Annotated in this window: 11 protein-coding genes; 9 read left to right on the plus strand and 2 right to left on the minus strand. The window is 34.6% G+C overall.

The annotated features are described in order from the left end of the window. On the minus strand, positions 1 to 2,379 hold the full coding sequence (locus ABW637_RS07040) for a TonB-dependent receptor (protein ID WP_367583941.1): 2,379 nt from the start codon (positions 2,377 to 2,379) through the stop codon (positions 1 to 3). A gap of 402 nt (positions 2,380 to 2,781) precedes the next feature. On the opposite strand from ABW637_RS07040, the gene ABW637_RS07045 reads away from it, so the two are divergent. The 9 genes from ABW637_RS07045 (at position 2,782) to ABW637_RS07085 (ending at position 13,810) form a co-directional block, all read left to right on the plus strand. Further along, on the plus strand, positions 2,782 to 3,090 hold the full coding sequence (locus ABW637_RS07045) for a hypothetical protein (RefSeq protein WP_367583942.1): 309 nt from the start codon (positions 2,782 to 2,784) through the stop codon (positions 3,088 to 3,090). A gap of 2 nt (positions 3,091 to 3,092) precedes the next feature. Then, positions 3,093 to 3,806 carry a hypothetical protein gene (locus ABW637_RS07050; protein WP_367583943.1) on the plus strand — a complete coding sequence of 238 codons (714 nt, stop codon included), beginning with the start codon at positions 3,093 to 3,095 and terminating at the stop codon, positions 3,804 to 3,806. 331 nt (positions 3,807 to 4,137) lie between these two features. Continuing rightward, on the plus strand, positions 4,138 to 4,752 hold the full coding sequence (locus ABW637_RS07055; RefSeq protein ID WP_367583944.1) for a hypothetical protein: 615 nt from the start codon (positions 4,138 to 4,140) through the stop codon (positions 4,750 to 4,752). 29 nt (positions 4,753 to 4,781) lie between these two features. Beyond that, positions 4,782 to 5,318 (plus strand): (2Fe-2S)-binding protein, encoded by a 537-nt coding sequence (locus ABW637_RS07060; RefSeq protein WP_367583945.1) that lies wholly within the window; start codon positions 4,782 to 4,784, stop codon positions 5,316 to 5,318. Further along, positions 5,308 to 7,482 (plus strand): xanthine dehydrogenase family protein molybdopterin-binding subunit, encoded by a 2,175-nt coding sequence (locus tag ABW637_RS07065; RefSeq protein ID WP_367583946.1) that lies wholly within the window; start codon positions 5,308 to 5,310, stop codon positions 7,480 to 7,482. The genes ABW637_RS07060 and ABW637_RS07065 overlap by 11 nt, the downstream gene beginning before the upstream one ends. A 1,814-nt stretch (positions 7,483 to 9,296) precedes the next feature. Then, positions 9,297 to 9,593 carry a hypothetical protein gene (locus ABW637_RS07070; protein WP_367583947.1) on the plus strand — a complete coding sequence of 99 codons (297 nt, stop codon included), beginning with the start codon at positions 9,297 to 9,299 and terminating at the stop codon, positions 9,591 to 9,593. Next, positions 9,590 to 10,888: a hypothetical protein gene (locus ABW637_RS07075; RefSeq protein ID WP_367583948.1), complete on the plus strand. Its 1,299-nt coding sequence runs from the start codon at positions 9,590 to 9,592 to the stop codon at positions 10,886 to 10,888. The genes ABW637_RS07070 and ABW637_RS07075 overlap by 4 nt, the downstream gene beginning before the upstream one ends. A 111-nt stretch (positions 10,889 to 10,999) precedes the next feature. Then, a complete protein-coding gene (locus ABW637_RS07080) occupies positions 11,000 to 11,329 on the plus strand; it encodes a hypothetical protein (RefSeq protein WP_367583949.1) in 330 nt (109 codons plus the stop codon). Between the two features lie 243 nt (positions 11,330 to 11,572). Next, positions 11,573 to 13,810 (plus strand): DUF5916 domain-containing protein, encoded by a 2,238-nt coding sequence (locus ABW637_RS07085; RefSeq protein WP_367583950.1) that lies wholly within the window; start codon positions 11,573 to 11,575, stop codon positions 13,808 to 13,810. 133 nt (positions 13,811 to 13,943) lie between these two features. Here ABW637_RS07085 and ABW637_RS07090 read toward each other — a convergent pair whose 3' ends face one another. Continuing rightward, complete coding sequence (locus ABW637_RS07090) at positions 13,944 to 14,129, minus strand: hypothetical protein (RefSeq protein WP_367583951.1); 186 nt, start codon at positions 14,127 to 14,129, stop codon at positions 13,944 to 13,946. Positions 14,130 to 14,197: the final 68 nt, after the last annotated feature.

Raw genomic sequence — 14,197 nt, forward strand, 5'->3', positions numbered from 1 at the left:
TTAAAATTTAAACTGATAGGTAACTGAGGGTACTATTCCTAGAAAAGAGAATTTACTAGCTTCTGTTTGGCCTGTAGGAATATTGATATCGTTTATTTCATCAACTCTTTCTCTAAAGAAAATGGTTGCTGCGTTTTGTCTGTTATAAACGTTTCCGATACTAAAAATCCAAGTGCCGTTGCCACCTTCTTTAGGGTTTAGAGTTGCAGAAAGATCTAGACGGTGAAATGCTGGTAATCTATTCCCGTTTCTACCTTCATAATCTGCTACTATGAGTCCGTTTTGTTCAAACTTACCCGTTGGATACGTGACAGGTTTTCCAGAACCATAGACAAAGTTTGCACCAAAATCCCATCTGTCATTAAGCTTATAGAGCCCTACTAAACTAAGTTCGTGGGTTTGGTCATTATTTGAGGGATAATATTCATTGTTATTAATACCAAGTACCTGTCTCTCGGATTTCGCAAGGGTATAACTTAACCACCCTGTGAGTTTACCTGAATTTTTATTCAATTGAAACTCCATTCCGTAGGCTCTTCCTTTTCCCTGTATAACTTGAGTTTCGATATTCTCTTGAAAAAGAAGATCTGCGCCATCTACAAAATCGGTTACATCTCTTAGATCTTTATAATACGCTTCTATACTAAAGTCGTATGCATTATTTTTTAATGTCTTGAAATACCCTAAAGCAAACTGATCAGAGTATTGTGGTTTTAAATAAGGGCCGCTAGGTGTCCAAATATCTAAAGGTGTAGCCGATGTAGAATTTGAAATGAGGTGTAAATACTGATAATTTCTATTATAACTAGCTTTTATGGAAGTGGTTTTGTTCCATAAATATCTTGCAGAAGCACGAGGCTCTAGATTGTTGAAACTCTTAATTATATCTCCAGAACCAAAATTAGTTGTCCCTATCACCTCATTTTCCTCAAACAAATCTAGTGTTGGGTTATAGGTTAAAGGGCTTCCGTTTTCATATTGTGAAACCGTTTCTTTTCCTATACGCTGAAAGTTGGACCATCTTACTCCATATTGTAAACTCAACTTATCCGATAATTTATGTTCAAAATCTATATAAGGAGCTATTTCTAGAGCATATTTATCCTGAAAGTCTTGAGGTGTTGTTGAAGAATTATTAAGTGCCGATATCTCTCCAGGGTTAAAATTGTAGTATGTAAAATCTGAACCTGTTCTAAGCGTGTTCCCAGAACTTATAAACCAACTAAGTCTCGGTTTAAAATTATAATTTACAATATTTGATTTCCAACGAAATTCTGATCCAGAGGTCAAAACATCAACCTCATATTCATAATCACTATATATTGCAGAGGTTTGAAAGAACAACTTGTCACTTAGTTCACTTGTCCAACGTAGCGTGGTAGATCCATTTCCATATGTGTTTCCAAAAACATTATCAATGGCAAATCGATCTCTACCAAAGTATCCAGAAAGGAAAAGTCGATTTTTAGCATTTAAATTATAATTTACCTTTAAATTCACATCGTAGAAGAAGAGTTTAGTGTCTTTGAAATCCTCTACCAGAGGAGCAAACAAATCTATATAAGATCGTCTTCCGGCTAATAGATAACTTCCTTTTCCTTCTTCATTATCTCCTTTGTTTATGGGCCCCTGAACCAATGCCCTACTTGAAATAAGTCCAAGTCCAAGTTCTCCATTAAATTCTTTAGTATTACCTTCCCTTTGTTTGATATCTAAAACTGAAGACAATCGACCGCCAAAAGTTGCAGGTATTGCTCCCTTATGAAGCTTTACATCTTTTACAGCGTCTGCATTGAAGACAGAGAAAAAACCTAATAGGTGAGAAGCATTATAAATAGTAGCTTCGTCCAATAGCACAAGGTTTTGATCTGCAGAACCTCCTCTTACATTAAAACCAGAAGAACCCTCGCTAACACTAGAAACCCCAGGGAGTAGCTGAATTGATTTAACCAAATCTACTTCGCCAAGACCTGTTGGTAGTTTTTTCATTGTGGATGCTTTTATGGTTGCGACACTCATCTCGGTAGATTTAATATTTCTACTTGCTTTAGATGATGTTACCACTACCTCATCTAAAGCCGCTGCATCTTCTTCCATTTCAAAGTTCAATTTCATATCCCCATCGATTACGATTTCTTTTTTAATGGTTTTGAACCCAATGAAAGAAAATTCAACGGTGTATACTCCTTTTTCTAATGTTATGGAATAGAATCCATAATCATTTGTAATAGTACCTAGATTTGGTCCAACAATAATATTTATACCCCAAAGATTTTCTCCAGAGGAAATATCCTTGCCATAACCACTAAGTGTATATTTTTCTTGTGCTTGTGATGTTATAAAAAACAATCCAAACAAAATGCTGGCATATAATTTCATTCGCTTATTGATTTTAAATTACTCGACAAAACTATTTAGGAGAGGAAAGGTTTTAATGAGGAAAAAGATGAAACTGGATTTTTCCCGATAAACCCGATAAAAGAGTAGAAAAGTGTAGAACAATAAAAATGGGGGTTCCGATTTTTATGAATTCTAGAAACAAATGTCTTTAGTAGAAACAATTTTCAGTTTCATCAACAAAAATCCAGTTTCATCATATTTTTTCTTGTTATGGATGTATCTGGAGATAAGTTTGCCTTCATAAACAATGTGCATTTTCTTGTGTACTAAATACTTAATGATATGAAAAGGTTAATTAACTTATTGTCTTATGTCCCTTTACTATTGCTTGTTATTATTTATGCTAAACATTCAATTGAGGCATTTATAGGTACGAAATACATGTACAGTATATTAAATGTCCTTGAACTAGACATTTTGGATACATTAGTAGGATTACTGTTGATAGGATTTCACGATGCAATTATAGTGGCTCTACTACTTTTTAAAGAAAAATTAGTGCCGAAACTCCCTATTGTTTATGTGTATATATGGGCTGGAATATGGCCTATAATCCCAAGGTTTATTCTGTGGGGAGGTGGTGCTCCCTTTGATTGGGTAGAAGTTCTCATTTTTACAAAACTATCGACTATTAGTTATTACCTCTTAATAAGAAGAAACTCCACAAAATTAAATTTAAAAATATCATAATTATGACAACATTACAATTTGCACAATGGCGAAGTATCGCCTGGAAATCTGCAGCTGCGGCTGCTTCAAGTATTTTTTTAACTAGTATTTATTTTGCAGTTATTTTACCTCTTTTTGGATTTACTTTTGATATGCTGGATGATCACGCTGCAGCTATTAACTGGTATGTAGATGCCAAAACCTCTGGTGTTTTTCAAGGCTTAATGGTATGCTATTTTATATCGCAGCTTTTACTACTCCCAGTTCCTTTCGCCCTGCATAACATAGTATCAAGAGAACATAATTCTGTGTATTCATTTTACTTTGCCTTAATAGGAACCGCTGGTACCATTATAGCTATGGTTGGTCCTATTTTTGTTTTTGCAAACATTCCAGAACTTACTAATACCGCCGCAAAAAATATTGTGTCTATAGATACAATGATTATGACAGGTAATATGTTTGCAGACTTAACGAAAGATTTTCGTTTGTTTTCAGAAATTCTAGTGGGCATTTGGTTGATCGGTTTTGGGTTTATGATTGCCAAGAATACAGTTCATAAAGTTAAATCTCTTATCATAGGTGTATTTGGTATTGCCATCTTCATTATCCCTGCAATTAAATTAGCGGATCCTTATATGCATAGTGAGGACTATATTGGGTTAGTATTAGCCATGTGTTTTGTTTTACTATCTATCTTAGCCCATACATCAAAACCTGAACAGATTATTGGTTAAAATTCTCACATTTTAATTGACACATAAAAAATATGGGGTAGCTACTCCATATTTTTTATGTGTCCTTAGATAACATTCCAAATTATCGCAGTAGTCTAGAGCCAAGTCTCATTACCTCTACAAATAAAAGTATCCACTAATATTCGATTTCTTTAATTCAATATTAATTCTTGCATTTTGGTTGAATACAATTTCTTTTTCAATAAAGTTCATTAGAGAACTCTGTAACATATCTATATGGGAGGGGAGATTATTCTAATAAATTATTCTTTATAATTATAATTTTGAGTAAATTACATAGGTCACACAACTATGTAAATCATCTTTTCTTATGAAAAAATTGAAATTGATCTACCTCATTTCAGCCTTATTGATCACAAGTATAGTTATAGCTTTTGGATATAAAAATAATGCAATTGATTATGTTCCTATATCTATAGATGATGCGGCAAATAAAGATCAGCACGAAGCATTTAACAAAATGATGAATGTACTTACTCATAAAAGATGTGTCAACTGCCATCCTAATGATAATATTCCCAAACAAGGAGAAGATAGTCATCCTCACTACTTTGGTTTGGCGCGAGGTGAAAATAATACAGGATATGAAGCTTTAAAATGCATAACCTGTCATCAAAATGAAAACAATAACTACTCGGGTGTTCCTGGGGCGCCAGAATGGTCTCTTGCCCCCGAAAGTATGAAATGGGAAGGCCTTAGCCGTATCGAAATTGCAAAATCTATGCTTGATCCCTCAAGAAATGGCAATCGTACTCACGAAGAAGTAATGCATCATTTAACTGAACATGAATTGGTGCTTTGGGCGTGGACCCCTGGTGTGAATGCCGAAGGAATACCTAGAGAGAAACCCCCGGTGCCTAAAGAAGAATATATCGCCGCGGTGAAGGAATGGTTTGAAAATGGAGCCATTATCCCAGAAGAGTAAATTCAATTCGTTACAAAATAATAAGAGTTATGAAAATATCATTCACTATAAATAATGTCCCTAAAACTATCGAAATCGATGATGGTGATACACCCCTACTATGGATAATTAGAGACATTCTTGATCTTAAAGGAACAAAATTTGGATGCGGAAAAGCAGCTTGCGGGGCATGTACTATTCATATAGATGGAGATGCAATTCGTTCGTGTTCTTATGCCGTAAAATTTGCTGAAGGAAAAAAGATCACTACCATCGAAGGATTAGGTACAGAACAAAATCCACACCCCGTGCAGCAAGCTTGGGTAGATGAAATTGTTCCCCAATGTGGGTATTGTCAACCTGGATTTATGATGGCAACTGCCGCGATGCTTCAAAAAATTCCAAACCCGACCGATGAGGATATAGATAAAAATATAGTAAATGTATGTCGATGTGCAACCTATTATAGAATGAGGAAAGCAATACATCGCGCTGCTAAACTTTCTCATAATGCCTCCCAGGAAGTTCTTCAAGATGATGCTGTAGAAATGTCTAAACCAGAAAATTACAAGAACAATGAGCAATAAAGAGCAGAAACCCAAGAAAATATCGCGACGTAAGTTTTTGTTAAGAACAGCCGTTGGAGGAACCGGAGCTTTGGTCCTGGGAACTTATTTATTTAGAAACCCGATTAGAAGAGCAGTAGCAGATATGGCAAATACTATAGATATGTCCTATGTTGGTAATACGGATACTCCTGTGATTTGGTTCGAAACTACAGCAGAAAATAATATCATATTTCATTGCCCTAAAGTAGAAATGGGTCAAGGTACTTTTACAGGGCTTGCCCAAATAGCGGCCGATGAATTAGAGGTTTCGATAGACCAGATGAAAGTAGTACATGCCGCTACGGCTACAGGAAATATAGATGGTTTTTCTACAGGAGGAAGTACTTCGATTTCGGGCCTATGGCAGCCATTGCGAGAACTGGCAGCGACCATGAGAGAAATGATAAAAAGTGAAGCGGCCAAAAAAATGGGTGTCGCCGTAGCTGCGTTGTCGGTAAAAGAGGGTATGATTACTGGTGACGGAAAAACGATGTCCTACGCAGAAGCTGTACAAGATGTTACCGATTGGGAAATTCCTGACACGCCGGTTTTAAAAGATGTGAAGAGCTATACCTATGTAGGGAAACCCGTTCCCAGAATCGACTTGAAAGAAAAGGTCTTTGGGGCTCCAATTTTTGGGATGGATGCTACAATGCCGGATATGCTTTTTGGAGCTGTGGTGAGACCATCTTCTATAGGAGCAAAGTATATGGGTGCAGATACCTCTAAAGCCGAAAATATGCCAGGAGTAATCAAAATAGTGAAAGAAAAGGATTTTGTTGGTGTAGTAGCTAAATCCCGAATGGAAGCCGAAAATGCCAAAAGAGCGATCAAGGTAGATTGGAATATAGAGAAAATCTGGGAAACCAAGGATATCGAGGATATGATTAAAGTTGGAGAAGGAAATCCCATTGTTATTCAAAAAGAAGGAAAAGCAAAAAACATTCTTGAAGATGCCGAAGGTGTGATTGTAGGAGAATATAAAAGCCCTATAGGTGCACATGCTCAGATGGAGCCCAATGGTGCTGTAGCCTTTGTCGAAGAAGATAAAGCAACAATAATGATGTCTACCCAGGTGATTAATTTCTCTAGACAAGAAGTTGCAGGTCGGCTTGGTTTTGACGAAGAGCAGGTGAATATCATTCCTACATATCTGGGAGGTGGATTTGGAAGACGCCTGCATACACCCAATGCTATACAGGCGGCCCTATTATCAAAAGCAGTAGGGAAACCGGTGAAATGTTTTTTTGATAGAAAAGAAGAGTTTCAAAATGATACCTTCAGACCTCCTACACATCATATTCTAAAAGCTAAATTAAGAGAAGATGGAATGATTGAGGCCATAGAGCATAATGTATCTAGCGGAGATGTTATGTTTGGATCTCCACTAGTACCAAAAATAATTCATGGTATGATAGGAGCAGATGTTGGTGCATGGCGTGGTGGGATGATTCAGTATGGTGGGATTCCAAATTACAGAGCGATTTCATGGCGTGTAAAACTCCCTTTTGCAACAAGTTGGTGGCGCAGTTTAGGATTATTGGCCAATACTTTTGCCATTGAAAGTTTTATGGATGAGTTAGCCGTCAAAGCGGGAAAAGATCCGATTCAATTTCGATTAGATCAAATACAAGATGATGAGAGAGGGTATCGATTAAAAGAAGTTATCAAGGCCGCTACCAGTGCCTCTGGGTGGAAAGATGGTGTTTATAATAACCGAGCTATGGGGTTTGCTGTTTCTACCGACGCTAATACACCTTGCGCCCAGGTTGTTGAGGTTTCCATAGAGAAGAATAGGATCAAAGTTCACAAGGTTACCTGTGTTATTGATCCTGGAGTAGCTGTTAATCCAGATCAGATAAAAGCACAGTGCGAAGGTGCTATTATTATGGGAATGAGTGCCTCTTTGTTCGAAAGAATGTATGTAGAAGAAGGACAATTGAGACCAACAATATATGGCCCATATGAGATGGCTTTGATGAAGGATACACCTAAAGAAATAGACGTAATTATTCTTGAAAATGCAGAGGCTCCAGGCGCTGTAGGAGAACCTCCTCTGGGTCCAATAGGAGCTGCTATTGCAAATGCGGTCTACAGGTTAACCAATCAGAGGTTTAGAGCATTGCCGCTTACATTGGTTTAGATAAGTTAAAGATATTTTTTGACTTCTGGTTTGTGGTCTTCGGGATTTGTTTCTATCAAAAATTTCATAAAAATATAAAAACCTAAAATGTGTGTACTATTAATGAGTACTGTAAATACTGTATTATAATGAAGTAACTCATTAATAACAATTAGGGGAACTATGAACATACATAAACCAGCTACTATCAAAAGCTTTAGTCCACCTTTATACTTGTCTGTTGCATAAATAAAATAAGAAACAAGAATATAGATTAATAAACTAAATATACTTAGTATCACATATGGAATAGAATCTAAAACCATGTATAGGATTAGCTGTAAAATCGAGTAAATTACGTATGTGATTAAACAAATACTTACTATAATAGGTAATGAAAATAACGTGTTAATCTTAACTCTTTCTAGAGATATGAATTTTTTTATAACCACTGTGCATAACACAAAATATATGGATATTAAAACACAAATAGCAGAAAAGTAATTTGAAAAATCCAGATAAATCAATATATCACAAACGGTAATTACAGAAAGGCTAATCAAATACCAAAAGTTTATTTTATCAATATATTTAACATAAAACATACCGATAGAAGCTATAACAACCGGTAGTGCGTATATTAAAAATCTCCTTTCAAAAAAAGCTGCAATTACAATAGCGATAATAGAGGAAACATAAAATAATATATGTATTGGTTCTATTTTTTTCAAAAATCTCAAGAAATGATATTTCTTAGGTTTAAAATTAAGAGTACTAAAAAAAGAAAATTTGTATACACAAACCTCTTTACAAATGGTTAATCACGTTACTTCGTAAAAGATAGTAAAAAAAAGGGTAAACATACTAATGAAATAGTTTACTGCCCAGAGGTTTTCAAATCTTTTCTATTTCAGAAATTTTATATTTTATGGGAGCGATACTTTCTGTTTTTTTATATAGAATGCGGAGCGGGTTGATAAGTGGTGGTAGGTCGTTGATTACTCCTTAGAGGTGGTTATTTATCGTTTTTAGAGGGTTTGTTACTTATGGTTGGGTGGTTCATTATTGCTTCTAAGAGGTAGTATACCCATTCGAAGCAATACGATACTCATTATAATAGGTTACTGTAGTGGTTCGAGACGGTTCTATACCTATTTGAAAGGGTTAAGAACCTATTGTAAAGGGTAAATAACCACCTCGAAGGAGTTATATAACCTATTCGAAAGGATGCAGAACCACTTCGAATCACTTTGGTATAGGGTAGAAGGGGTTTGTAACCGGGTAAAGGGTGGTTTGTAACCGGGTCGGGGGTGGTTCAGAACCACCCTATGGGGGTATTGGATAGGGGGTAATGGTGTATCTCTATTAGAATAACGATTATGATCCCTGTCAAATTCTTCTTTATCCAAAAAACGCAGAATCTACAGAGATTAGTTGTTGAAGCATACTCATAAAAGAAGTCACAACATTTTTACATATTGTGACTTCTTTACTTTTAATTCTTACTCATACCGCCACTAGTTTTGAAAACTAGCGGTAGCCTCACTCAGGCACACTAGGACCAGTGTGGGGTTTTTATACAATTATAGTAATTCCCACTTTTGCATTGCTGTAATTACTAGATTTATTTACATATTTATAATTTCTTTAAGTAAAGACTTGTATATTTATACACGATATTTCGTCATAATTATCCCCGTAAATTTTAATATATAGTAAAACAAATTTTTAGAAGATATCGCTTTCTTTTAAATAATACCTTTCATTGGGTATATTAAAAGGTTTTTGGTTTTTATAGTTTTATCAAGTAGAAAATTTAATTAAAATACAATCTAATGGCAAAGTATATTTCCGTATTAAATTCAGATTTAAATAAATCCTATTGGAAAGCTGTTCAGTGGGATGATTCGTTGGCATCTATAGACGCTAATCAATATTATACCGCAGGTTATAATATGAATATTGCTAAAGAGGAAGACCATGAAAAGATTAAAACAAAAACCATAAAAGAAACAAGAACTTTAAGAACCGGGACTGCTACGGTTATTAAATTAAGTAAAAGTTCTACTGATGTTCTAAAATTGGCGAATAATAATGCATCAAAGACATTTATTAAAACAATTGAATCATGAGAAGTATTATAATAGTTATGGTATCCGTTTTATGTTTTTCGTGTGGATCCGGACATTTAACAAGGCGATATAAATCGGTAGAATCCATTGAAAATGATAAAGTTATACAGGATAATATTTCGGTAGGAGCCTATTTTCTTGAAACAGCCAAGACTCCACCCACTCCGCCTAAAACTATATTTGACTTATCTCCTAAAGGTCAAAATTCTTTGATTACCGAAATAAGCAAAAAAGAAAAACTATCAGATGATTTAATTAAAAAACTAGGTTCTGGCCTTTCGTTAAAATCAAAAAAATCTGTTAGCGTAATTGATCGCACTCTCATAAAGAAACAAGTTGTTATTTCTATAAGTAATAGAAGTCATATGCCAGCCAATAGAATATCAAAAATTAATGTAACGCTGGATTTAGGGGATGACATTAAATTACTAAGTTGTAATAAAATTGCTACTAGTTATGAAACCTTAGATCTTGGAAAGTTAAACTACTCTAATACTACCCAAGCTGCTCTTACAGGGGATGCTTCTACAGGTATTGGTTCAGAAAAAACATCATCAGATGGTGAAAAATCAAGTTCAAAAACAAGAAGTAATGGAGCGGGACTAACAGGAACGGTTTCTGCAAGTAGCACATTTTCTGAAGAAGTAATGCTAAGACAAAGAAGAGTAGCACTTAATGCTTCAATTAGTAATAATACATTATCACTCTATCAAGATGGTATAGTTGGAATCGATTTAACAGGTAACATTATTGCGGATATCGTTTTCGAAATAAATGATGTTAATGTACTTCCGGTATACACTTTCAAAGGATTAGTAGATAAAAATAATAAAACAGCAGAGCCAAAAGATGTTATAGTAAACGAAATACTAGAGTTACTGCCAAACATAGACAATAGTATTACAGCAGCGATATCTTTTGAAGCTCATTTTCGGGAGGTTACTTCTGGTGATGAAACAATTTCAGAATCTGATGATATCATAAAATTATATCACGGTGCAGCAACCAATACGACTAATGAAGTTTTAATCCCAAAAGAAAAAATTAATAATCAAGCACTATGGAAACTTTCGTTTTCTAAAGACCAAAACAAATTCCCCATAGAGATTAAATCAGTACTAGGACAAGGTGATTTAGTTTTTAATTCTTCTAATCATGCAAGAGATTTTGCATTTTGGTTAATAGAGAAGTTTGATGATACAAAAAAAACATTAGAGATTAATAACAAGAAATATACAATTGTAATGCCTTCTGGTTTTTCTACTATTAAAGACATAGAGATATTGCCTTATTAATATCTATTTATATAAGGTAGTAGTAGCATTTAATGATCAAAATATGTTGTAGAAGAGTCTTTTTGAGTTAAATTTGCGCCATAATTAGTAAATAATAAAATTTAAATAATAATGAAAAAGATTCTTTTAGTACTAACAGTGATTTTCGCCTCAGCTTTTACTGGTGTATCTAATAATCAAATTGAAGAAACAGAAGTGACCTATAATGGTCAATCTGAAAAAGCCTATTACTTTACCAATAAACAGACAGGAAAAGTAATGGAGTTTACCATTGTAAGTAAGAAAGCAGTATCAAAGTATGATTTTAATGCAAAAGAGCTTATAGGCAAATCTTTTAAGGTTACCTATGAGGTTGATAAGGTTGAAATAAAAACCGATGATACCCAAGTAAAACAATACAAGCAAAGACTTATTCTGGTTGATATTAGCAAAATCGAATAATCGATACAATTTTTTTAATAATCTAAAGGTGATATAATGTATATCACCTTTTTCTTTTTTGAAATGTATTAGCTATCAAAGATACTTCTGAAAAAGTACTTTTCTCCTTAATCATTTTTCTTCTCATTCATCTCATCGTTTTAGTTTGTAATAATTTTAACAAAAACTAAATTTTTGCACCCTATTTTTAAGCTTCTCTTAGCCACACAACTTTATGACACCTAATTTTTATATGAAAATTTCATGATGAGGTTTTTGATATTTCTAATCTTTTTCAATGTAGTATCACTAAACTGGGCCCAAGTTGATATCAAAGAAAAAAAATCTTTTACGGTTGGGGTCACGACCAGTAACATTGATATCGATGGAGATTTAAGCGAATCAGTTTGGAGTACATTAACACCCGCTAAAGATTTTATACAATACTTTCCATCAGACTCTATCCCGGCAAAGGCACAGACAGAAATTTATATGTGTACGGATCAAAAAAGCTTGTATGTAGGTATAAAATGTTACTCAACGGGTAATGATTGGATTGTTACTTCGCTACGTAGAGATTATCGAGCTGGAGGGACTGATAATATTACCTTATTGTTCGACACCTTTGATGATGGTACCAATGCAATTTATTTTGGGATAAACCCCGAAGGTGTACGTCGAGAAGGTATTATTAGTAATGGAGGGAATGATTTTAGGGATTTTTCGACCTCTTGGGATAATAAATGGAAAGGAGAAGCAAAAAAATATGATGGATATTATACGGCTGAATTAGAAATCCCATTTAGTACGCTACGTTATCCAACACCTTCAAAAAAATGGGGGTTTTCATCGTATCGTTTTGATACGCAAACCAATGAAATTAGTACATATACAGGAACTCCACGTAATCAGATACTTTTTACATTAGCCTATCCTGCAGAGATGATTTGGGAAGAGGAATTGACCACAAAAAGCAGTGCCGTTTCTTTAATTCCTTTTGTGTCTTCTGGTTTTAATAAAGATTTCGAAGATGAGCTCCCGGCAGATGAGTTTTTTGAGGTTGGGGGTGATGTTAAAGTAGCATTAACACCAGGACTTAACTTGGATCTAACGGTTAACCCTGATTTTTCGCAAGTAGAAGTCGATGAGCAAATCACAAATTTGGATCGGTTTGAGATATTTTTTCCTGAGCGGAGGCAGTTTTTTTTAGAAAATGCGGATCTGTTTGGTCAATTTGGGTTTGAGAATATTAATCCTTTCTTTTCAAGAAGAATAGGGTCTGGCGAAGACGTTACTACAGAAGAATTAGTGCAAAATAGAATATATGGAGGACTTCGCTTAAGCGGAAAATTAGATCCCAATACACGAGTTGGCCTTTTAAATATGCAAACAGCATCTAGTAACGAGCAAGGTATTCCAAGTGTTAATTATGGAGTTGCGGTCGTTCAACGTAAATTATGGACACGTTCTAATATTGGTATTATTGCTGTAAACAAAGAATCGCTTCAGCTCGAAGATCTGGCTTTTGATCTGGATACATTAGAGCTCAATAGATACAACAGGATGGTAGGTGTAGATTTTAATTATGCCACCAACGATAATACCTGGTTTGGGAAGACTTTTGCTCATGGTACCTTTTCACCAGATACAGATGTAGCCATTGCACAGGGGAGTACTTTAAATTATAATACCCGTAAGTTTGGAGCACTCTGGAAACATGAATATGTAGATGAAGATTATAATGCCGAAGTGGGTTTTGTACCACGTACAGATTATTTTAGGATTAGTCCAGTAGCAGAGCTTCGATATTATCCACAAAATGATTTTTTAAATAATCACAATTTTAGGGCTGAAGCTGATGTTTTTTGGCGTCCCGGTTTTGGTAAAACCGATCATCTGTTTTCTGTAGGATGGGGCGGTGAGCTTGCAGAAAGAGCTAATTTTGAATTTAATCTTAACCATAACTATGTGTATTTGTTCGATCCTTTTGATCCTACTGGTACCGATTCTTTAGAACTGGAGCAAGATCAGGATTTCTCATATTTTAATTTTACAGGTAATTATAGAAGTGATACACGTAAGGCATTTAGTTGGAGTGTAAGTCCGTTTATAGGGGAATATTTTAATGGTTGGCGATATGGTACCAGAGGTAGTTTTACCATTCGTTATCAACCCAAAGGTTTCTTTTCTTTAAACTACGCTGTAAACTATTTTGATTTACCACATCTCGATGGTAGTAGAGAAACTTTTTTAATTAGCCCCCGTATCGATTATACTTTCTCTAAAAGTTTGTTTACCGCCCTTTTTGTACAGTACAATTCTCAGGATGATAATACCAATATTAATGCCCGTATACAGTGGCGTTTTGCACCGGTGTCAGATTTAATCCTGGTGTATACCGATAATTTCTTAACTGGGGATGTAGATCCGCTGGATCGTTTTGCCTTTGATGTACGCACTCGATCCATTGTGCTTAAAATTACCTACTGGCTTAATTTGTAGCCTGTATTTTTTGTTGGTATTCAATATCCAACAAAAAATACAGCCAATATTGTCTAATTTTTGGGAGATGTTTTTTACAGACGTTACTTTTATCTAAACATATATACTAGTGAACTAGTGTACTTTTTTGAAATTAATTACCATCTACTTCAAAATCACAACGATCACTAATAGTTCCACTCATATTACTACATTCGTCGCACTTGTCTTCATCTAATTTTAATCCTTTTCCTCCTTTAATTTCATTTTTGGATGAATTATCAAGTTTAGTTACTTTTATTTTTTGTAAACTGAGTTTTGCTTTATTTTCTTTTTTCATGATATCAATGCATTGAATTATTTAATGAGGATAAAGGTAATTACAAATTCTACAAATTACCATACAAT

The organism is Aquimarina penaris (genome assembly GCF_040786285.1).
In the GTDB taxonomy this organism is placed as follows: Bacteria; Bacteroidota; Bacteroidia; order Flavobacteriales; family Flavobacteriaceae; genus Aquimarina.

What these genes read in the sequence shown, in the direction of transcription:
- ABW637_RS07050 (WP_367583943.1), top strand. Translation starts at nt 3,093, where the DNA reads ATGACAACATTACAATTTGCACAATGGCGAAGTATCGCCTGGAAATCT.
- ABW637_RS07075 (WP_367583948.1), top strand. Translation starts at nt 9,590, where the DNA reads ATGAGAAGTATTATAATAGTTATGGTATCCGTTTTATGTTTTTCGTGT.
- ABW637_RS07060 (WP_367583945.1), top strand. Translation starts at nt 4,782, where the DNA reads ATGAAAATATCATTCACTATAAATAATGTCCCTAAAACTATCGAAATC.
- ABW637_RS07080 (WP_367583949.1), top strand. Translation starts at nt 11,000, where the DNA reads ATGAAAAAGATTCTTTTAGTACTAACAGTGATTTTCGCCTCAGCTTTT.
- ABW637_RS07065 (WP_367583946.1), top strand. Translation starts at nt 5,308, where the DNA reads ATGAGCAATAAAGAGCAGAAACCCAAGAAAATATCGCGACGTAAGTTT.
- ABW637_RS07045 (WP_367583942.1), top strand. Translation starts at nt 2,782, where the DNA reads ATGTACAGTATATTAAATGTCCTTGAACTAGACATTTTGGATACATTA.
- ABW637_RS07070 (WP_367583947.1), top strand. Translation starts at nt 9,297, where the DNA reads ATGGCAAAGTATATTTCCGTATTAAATTCAGATTTAAATAAATCCTAT.
- ABW637_RS07040 (WP_367583941.1), bottom strand. Translation starts at nt 2,379, where the DNA reads ATGAAATTATATGCCAGCATTTTGTTTGGATTGTTTTTTATAACATCA.
- ABW637_RS07085 (WP_367583950.1), top strand. Translation starts at nt 11,573, where the DNA reads ATGATGAGGTTTTTGATATTTCTAATCTTTTTCAATGTAGTATCACTA.
- ABW637_RS07090 (WP_367583951.1), bottom strand. Translation starts at nt 14,129, where the DNA reads ATGAAAAAAGAAAATAAAGCAAAACTCAGTTTACAAAAAATAAAAGTA.
- ABW637_RS07055 (WP_367583944.1), top strand. Translation starts at nt 4,138, where the DNA reads ATGAAAAAATTGAAATTGATCTACCTCATTTCAGCCTTATTGATCACA.